Origin of the sequence: Curtobacterium sp. NPDC089185 (assembly GCF_040685235.1) — a bacterium.
Lineage (GTDB): Bacteria > Actinomycetota > Actinomycetes > Actinomycetales > Microbacteriaceae > Curtobacterium > Curtobacterium citri.
In genome coordinates this window covers 24859-30942 of sequence record NZ_JBFBHK010000023.1, presented here as the reverse complement: position 1 = coordinate 30942, position 6084 = coordinate 24859, and the positions used below count along the sequence as shown (strand labels likewise).

The window sequence follows — 6084 nt, the reverse complement described above, 5'->3', positions numbered from 1 at the left end:
TCCTCCTTGTTCTTTTGTTTCCTTGTTTTGTTTTTTTCGGTGCTGTTCTTTTTTTTTTTCTCCCCCCCCCCCCCGCCGCGGGCGGGGGGGGGGGCCCCCCCCCCCCCCCCCCTCCCGTCCGTCGTCGGTGGGGGAGTCGGTCGCGGCCCGAGCGGGCGGGATCCGTCACGGTCGACCGTTCCCGGCGACAGCAAGTGCGCGTCCGGCGAGCGACGCACGGCGTGTCCTGCACGCTCGCATGGCGCGCTGGAACGTGCGGGCACGGACGACGAGGGGCCCCGCACCGGACGGTGCGGGGCCCCTCGTGTCGGGGTCGCGTCAGCGGCGGCCGACCAGCTTCCACGCCAGGGGCAGGACGCCGGCGGCGATGAGCGCCTTGGCGACCCCGCCGACGATGAACGGGTACAGGCCGGCGCCGAGCACCGAGTGCAGGTCGTTCGGTAGACCGAGTGCGCCGAGGGCGACGGCGAGGTACGGCAGACCGGTCACGAACGGGATCGCGCTGGCGAGCAGCATCGCGACGGTGGCACGGCCGACCTTCCGGTCCCAGTTGCGACGGGCGAGCCAGCCGATGACGCCGGCGGCCGGCACGAAGCCGATCACGTAGCCGAAGCTCGGGAGCGCGAGGGCCTGCAGGCCGCCCTGCATGTCGGCGAAGAACGGGGCACCGGCGAGGCCGGCGACCGCGTAGACGAGCAGCGCGAGCATGCCGCGGCGGGCGCCGAGCGTCGCGCCGACGAGCACGACCGCCAGGGTCTGGCCCGTGACCGGCACCGGCCACATCGGGACCTCGAGCTGCGCGAGCGCCGCGGTGAAGAGGGCACCGCCGGCCACGAGGGCGGCGTCGGTGGCGAGGCCCGAGGTGCGGATGCGGTCGGCGAGGACTGCGCGGCGAGCGAACCCGGTGGCGTTCGTCATGGATTCTCCTAGAATGGACTGCTGGTCCCGTTCGAGGACCATCGGTCCCGTCAGCGTAGCGGTGCACCTCCCGCACACGTCGTTGTGCACATCACCAACTGATTGGACGTCCTCTAGTGCTTGCCGTGCACGACCTCGAGATCCGTGTCGGGGCCCGCCTCCTCATGGAGAACGTGTCCTTCCGTGTCGAGAAGGGTGACAAGATCGGCCTCGTCGGGCGCAACGGCGCCGGCAAGACCACGATGACCAAGGCGCTGGCGGGTGAGTCGCAGCCGACCGACGGCAAGATCGACCGCTCCGGCGAGATCGGCTACCTGCCGCAGGACCCGCGGTCGGGCAACCCGGAGGACACCGCGCGGAAGCGCATCCTCGACGCCCGCGGTCTCGGCGAGCTCGTCGAGGGCATCCGCCAGGCGACGCTCGACATGGCGAGCGAGGACGCCGACGTCGCCGAGAAGGCCATGCGCCGCTACAGCCGGCTCGACGACCAGTTCAACGCGCTCGGCGGCTACGCAGCCGAGGCCGAGGCCGCCTCCATCGCGTCGAACCTCAAGCTCCCGGACCGCATCCTCGACCAGCCGCTCAAGACGCTCTCCGGTGGTCAGCGCCGCCGCATCGAGCTCGCGCGCATCCTGTTCTCGGACGCCGAGACGATGATCCTCGACGAGCCGACCAACCACCTCGACGCCGACTCGATCGTCTGGCTGCGGGAGCACCTCAAGACCTACCCGGGCGGCGTCATCGTCATCTCCCACGACGTCGAGCTCGTCGACGAGGTCGTCAACCGCGTGTTCTACCTCGACGCCAACCGGCAGACCATCGACGTCTACAACATGGGGTGGAAGCTCTACCAGCGGCAGCGTGCCGCCGACGAGGAGCGCCGCCGCAAGGAGCGCGCGAACGCCGAGAAGAAGGCCGCCACGCTCAAGGACCAGGCCGCCCGGTTCGGCGCGAAGGCCACGAAGGCCGCGGCGGCGCACCAGATGGTCGCACGCGCCGAGAAGCTGCTCGCGGGCCTCGAGGACGAGCGCGCCGTCGACCGCGTCGCGAAGCTGCGGTTCCCGACGCCCGCGGCGTGCGGTCGCACCCCGCTCATGGCCGAGGGGCTGTCGAAGTCCTACGGCTCGCTCGAGATCTTCGCCGGCCTCGACCTGGCGATCGACCGCGGCTCGCGCGTCGTCATCCTCGGCTTCAACGGCGCCGGCAAGACGACGCTGCTCCGGATCCTCGCGGGTGCCGACCAGCCGGACACGGGCGAGATCCTGCCCGGGCACGGCCTGCGCATCGGGTACTACGCGCAGGAGCACGAGAACATCGACGTGAACCGCTCGGTCATCGAGAACATGGTCTCGGCGTCGCCGAACCTCACCGAGACCGAGGCACGACGGGTGCTCGGGTCGTTCCTCTTCACCGGCGACGACGGCTACAAGAAGGCCGGCGTCCTCTCCGGCGGTGAGAAGACGCGTCTGTCGCTCGCGATGATCGTCGTCTCGGGTGCGAACGTGCTGCTCCTCGACGAGCCCACGAACAACCTGGACCCCGCGTCGCGCGAGGAGATCCTCGGCGCGCTGGCCGGGTACGAGGGCGCGGTCGTCCTCGTGTCGCACGACGCCGGCGCGGTCGAGGCGCTGAACCCGGAGCGCGTGCTCCTGCTGCCGGACGGCACCGAGGACCACTGGAACAAGGACTACGCGGAGCTCATCGAGCTGGCGTAGCCGGAGACGGACGGGAGGCCCGTGGCGGAGTCCGCCACGGGCCTCCCGTCCGTCCGGCGGTCGCCGTGCGGTCAGCGACCCGCGCCCAGCAGTTCGTCCTCGACCTCGTCGTCGGAACGGGGCTTGGCGTCCTTGCGCCGCTGCCGCTCCAGCGCGCGCTCGCGCTCCTCGGGGTCGTCCTGGTTGAGGTTCCGGTACTCCTGCACCATCAGGTACGCCAGGAAGCCGAAGCCGCCGGCCGCGAACAGGAACCACTGGATGAAGTAGCTGAGGTGGAGCCCGGTGTCGGCACTCGGGCGGTCCCACCCCAGCGGGCGGGATTCGGCCGGCGCGGGGGACTCCGCGGCGAGCTGCCCGTAGGCGCCCGTCCAGATCGGGGTGTCGACCTTCGCCGCGACGTCGGCGAGCGTCACGGACTGCACCTGGTCGGTGTGGGCGGGATCGGTGCGGCCGGGGATGCGGGGCTCGCTCTGCTGCAGGCGAGCCGTGACCGTCACCTCGCCGCTCGGCGGGGCGGGCACGTGGTCCGGGGCGTCCTGCCGGTTGCCCGTCGGCACCCAGCCGCGGTCCACGACGAACGCCCGACCGTCGGCGGTGACGAGCGGGGTGAGGACCTCGAAGCCCGGCTGGCCGTTGTGCACACGGTTGCGCACGAGGAGCTGGTCGGCGACGTCGTAGCGGCCCGTCACCTCGACCCGCAGCCACTGCTGGTCGTCGTTCCAGCTCGATGCCCGGGGGAGCGCCTGGTCGACGGGTACGGGGGTGTGGTCGTAGTTCTGCGCGATCTGCTCGTTCTGGCGGACGGCCTCGTTCCGGCGGTCCCACTGCCACATGCCGAACAGGGTGCAGACGATCGCGAAGGCGACCGCGATCGCGAAGTAGCCGAGCCAGCGACGGCTGCGGACGAAGCCCCAGCCGACGAACGGGTCCGGTGCGCCTCCGGGAGCCGGAGCGTCGTCGCGGTCGAGCACCGCCGTCGGACCACGGTCGCCGGCCGCCGCACGCTGGATCCTCGCGGCGTGCTTCCGGCCGTAGCGGGCGCTCGGGTCGAACTGCTCCGTCATCGTCCGGTGCCGCTGGAGCGCACCCCGACGTCGTTCTTCGGGGCGTCCTCGCGGGCACGGACGTCGTCGAGGTGGTCGACGTCCTCGTGCATGCCGGTCACGCGGACCGGGAACGAGCGGGAACGCAGGTAGTCGGCGAGGAAGTCGCAGTGCTCCTCGCACGCGGCCCAGATCTTCACGCGGTCGATGGCGTGGATGCGCGGGTTGCGCCAGTTGACACGCCACTCAGCGGTGTTGGTGCAGCCCGCGCGCGAGCAGACCGGCGTCGAACCGGGCTCGGTGAACAGGTCGAACGTCGCCCCCATCAGCGGCGTGCCCGGGGCTTGGCGGACCAGACGCGGGAGCGGTCACCGTTCCGCTGCCACTCCTCCTGCGCGTGCTGCGCCTGCTCGCGCAGGCGCTCCTGCTCGGCACGGTACGCCTCGGCACGGGCGTCCTCCTGCCGTTCGCGGAGGCGCGGGTCGACGGCGTCGTACAGCTCGATGGCGCCGGCCGGGGACACGATGTCGCTCTCGGCGCGGCTGCCGGCGTTCGCGAGGATGACCGCGACCCACGGGATGACGGCGGCGAGGACGATCGGGATCACCGCGAGCCACGAGTGCCAGGTCGTCCAGATGAGCACGGCGCCGATGAAGCACACGACGCGGACGGCCATCTGCCAGACGTACTTCGACAGCCGGTGTGCGCGATCGAGTTCGGGGGAGTCCGGCAGTGACGTGATGCTCTGCGTGGAACCCGAGGTGGTGTGCGTCGCGTGGAACCGGCGCTGCGTCGACTTCATACGGTGTTCTTCCATTCGCCCGGACACCAGCCTAAGCCCGCACCACCGACAGTGGGCCCGCCGCGCGGGGGACAGGTGCGGGGGCCGGCTCCGGTACGCTCGTCCGGGCGTGTCCGGCGGTCCTGGCGACCGTGGCGCGCCGTGTCACCACCACTCGAACGGAAGCGCGATCATGACCACCTCTCGTACCGTCCTCGTCACCGGCGGCAACCGCGGCATCGGCCACGCCCTCGCGGCCCGCTTCGTCGCCGCCGGACACCGCGTCGCCGTCACCTCCCGCAGCGGCCAGGGCGGCCCCGAGGGCGCGCTCACCGTCGCCGCCGACATCACGGACTCCGCCTCGGTCGACGCCGCGTTCACGCAGGTCGAGGCCGAGCTCGGCCCGATCGAGGTGCTCGTCGCCAACGCCGGCATCACGAACGACCAGCTGCTGCTCCGCATGTCCGAGGAGGACTTCACGAGCGTGGTCGACACGAACCTGACCGGCACCTTCCGGGTCGTCAAGCGCGCCACGAAGGGGATGATGAAGGCGAGGTTCGGCCGGATCGTGCTGATGTCGAGCGTCGTCGGTGCCTACGGCCAGGTCGGCCAGGTCAACTACGCGTCGTCGAAGGCCGCGCTCGTCGGCATGGCGCGGTCGATCACCCGTGAGCTCGGCTCGCGGGGCATCACGGCGAACGTCGTGGCGCCGGGCTTCATCCAGACGGACATGACCGCCGCGCTCCCGGAGGAGCTGCAGGCCGAGTTCAAGAAGCAGATCCCGGCGGCGCGCTACGGCACCGTGGACGACGTCGCCGACGCCACGCTGTTCCTGGCGAGCGACGGCGCGGGGTACGTCTCCGGGGCGGTCATCCCGGTCGACGGCGGTCTCGGGATGGGCCACTAGGACCGCACCAGGCGGCGCGGCGGCTCAGCCGCGCAGGCCCAGTGCGGCGAGCACCGGCGAGAGGTCGCGGTCGACCACCGCCACGTCGGCCTCGGCGCGCACACGCGGCTTCGCGTCGAAGGCGACCGACAGCGCCGCGACACGCATCATCTCGAGGTCGTTCGCCCCGTCACCGACCGCGACGGTCTGCGCCGCTCCGACCCCGTCGGCACCGGCCCACTCGCGGAGCGCGGCCGCCTTGGCGTGCGCGTCGACGACCTCGCCGAGGACCCGCCCGGTGAGGACGCCGTCGACCACCTCGAGCCGGTTCGCCCGGCAGTGGTCGAGGCCGAGCCGCTCGGCGAACGGGTCGAGGACCTCGTGGAAGCCGCCGGACACCACGCCGACGGTCCCGCCCGCGGCGTGGACGCCGCGGACCAGCTCGTCGGCGCCCCGCGTGATGCGGACCGCCTCCTGCGCGCGTGCGGTGACGTCGGCCGGGAGGCCCGCCAGGGTCGCGACCCGCTCCCGCAGGCTCTCGGCGAAGTCGATCTCCCCGCGCATGGCGCGCTCCGTCACCGCCTGCACCTGTGGCCGGGTCCCGGCGTGGTCGGCGAGCAGTTCGATGACCTCGTCCTCGAGCAGCGTGGAGTCGGCATCGAGGACGACGAGGAAGCGTGGCACGGACCAACGGTACCGACAGCAGGAGGCGCGGCCGACGTCTGTGACGTCAGCCGCGCC

The 6084-nt window shown here is 71.9% G+C and carries 6 protein-coding genes and 1 pseudogene; 2 read left to right on the top strand and 5 right to left on the bottom strand.

The window, feature by feature from the left end:
* Positions 1 to 318 precede the first annotated feature (318 nt).
* Entirely contained in the window at positions 319 to 918 is a 600-nt protein-coding gene (locus tag AB0N84_RS15360) for a biotin transporter BioY (RefSeq protein ID WP_182047418.1), read from the bottom strand.
* Between the two features lie 116 nt (positions 919 to 1034).
* Between AB0N84_RS15360 and AB0N84_RS15355 the strand changes: the two genes are divergently transcribed.
* Positions 1035 to 2633: an ABC-F family ATP-binding cassette domain-containing protein gene (locus AB0N84_RS15355; protein WP_182047417.1), complete on the top strand. Its 1599-nt coding sequence runs from the start codon at positions 1035 to 1037 to the stop codon at positions 2631 to 2633.
* 71 nt (positions 2634 to 2704) lie between these two features.
* On the opposite strand, the gene AB0N84_RS15350 is transcribed toward AB0N84_RS15355, so the two are convergent.
* The 3 genes and pseudogenes from AB0N84_RS15350 to AB0N84_RS15340 form a co-directional block, all read right to left on the bottom strand.
* Complete coding sequence (locus AB0N84_RS15350; RefSeq protein WP_182047416.1) at positions 2705 to 3697, bottom strand: SURF1 family protein; 993 nt, start codon at positions 3695 to 3697, stop codon at positions 2705 to 2707.
* 98 nt (positions 3698 to 3795) lie between these two features.
* Positions 3796 to 4002, bottom strand: a pseudogene (locus tag AB0N84_RS15345) (hypothetical protein); the annotation flags it as partial.
* On the bottom strand, positions 4002 to 4493 hold the full coding sequence (locus tag AB0N84_RS15340) for a DUF3099 domain-containing protein (RefSeq protein ID WP_182047415.1): 492 nt from the start codon (positions 4491 to 4493) through the stop codon (positions 4002 to 4004). The gene AB0N84_RS15340 and the pseudogene AB0N84_RS15345, both read right to left, overlap by 1 nt.
* Positions 4494 to 4650: 157 nt before the next feature.
* Here AB0N84_RS15340 and fabG point away from each other — a divergent pair, with 157 nt between their 5' ends.
* Positions 4651 to 5364 (top strand): 3-oxoacyl-ACP reductase FabG, encoded by a 714-nt coding sequence (gene fabG / locus AB0N84_RS15335; protein WP_069710847.1) that lies wholly within the window; start codon positions 4651 to 4653, stop codon positions 5362 to 5364.
* Between the two features lie 24 nt (positions 5365 to 5388).
* Here fabG and serB read toward each other — a convergent pair whose 3' ends face one another.
* Positions 5389 to 6027 carry a phosphoserine phosphatase SerB gene (gene serB, locus AB0N84_RS15330; protein WP_363547889.1) on the bottom strand — a complete coding sequence of 213 codons (639 nt, stop codon included), beginning with the start codon at positions 6025 to 6027 and terminating at the stop codon, positions 5389 to 5391.
* Positions 6028 to 6084: the final 57 nt, after the last annotated feature.

Coding starts and splice junctions, on each gene's coding strand:
- AB0N84_RS15360 (WP_182047418.1), bottom strand. CDS start 918: ATGACGAACGCCACCGGGTTCGCTCGCCGCGCAGTCCTCGCCGACCGC.
- fabG (WP_069710847.1), top strand. CDS start 4,651: ATGACCACCTCTCGTACCGTCCTCGTCACCGGCGGCAACCGCGGCATC.
- AB0N84_RS15340 (WP_182047415.1), bottom strand. CDS start 4,493: ATGGAAGAACACCGTATGAAGTCGACGCAGCGCCGGTTCCACGCGACG.
- AB0N84_RS15350 (WP_182047416.1), bottom strand. CDS start 3,697: ATGACGGAGCAGTTCGACCCGAGCGCCCGCTACGGCCGGAAGCACGCC.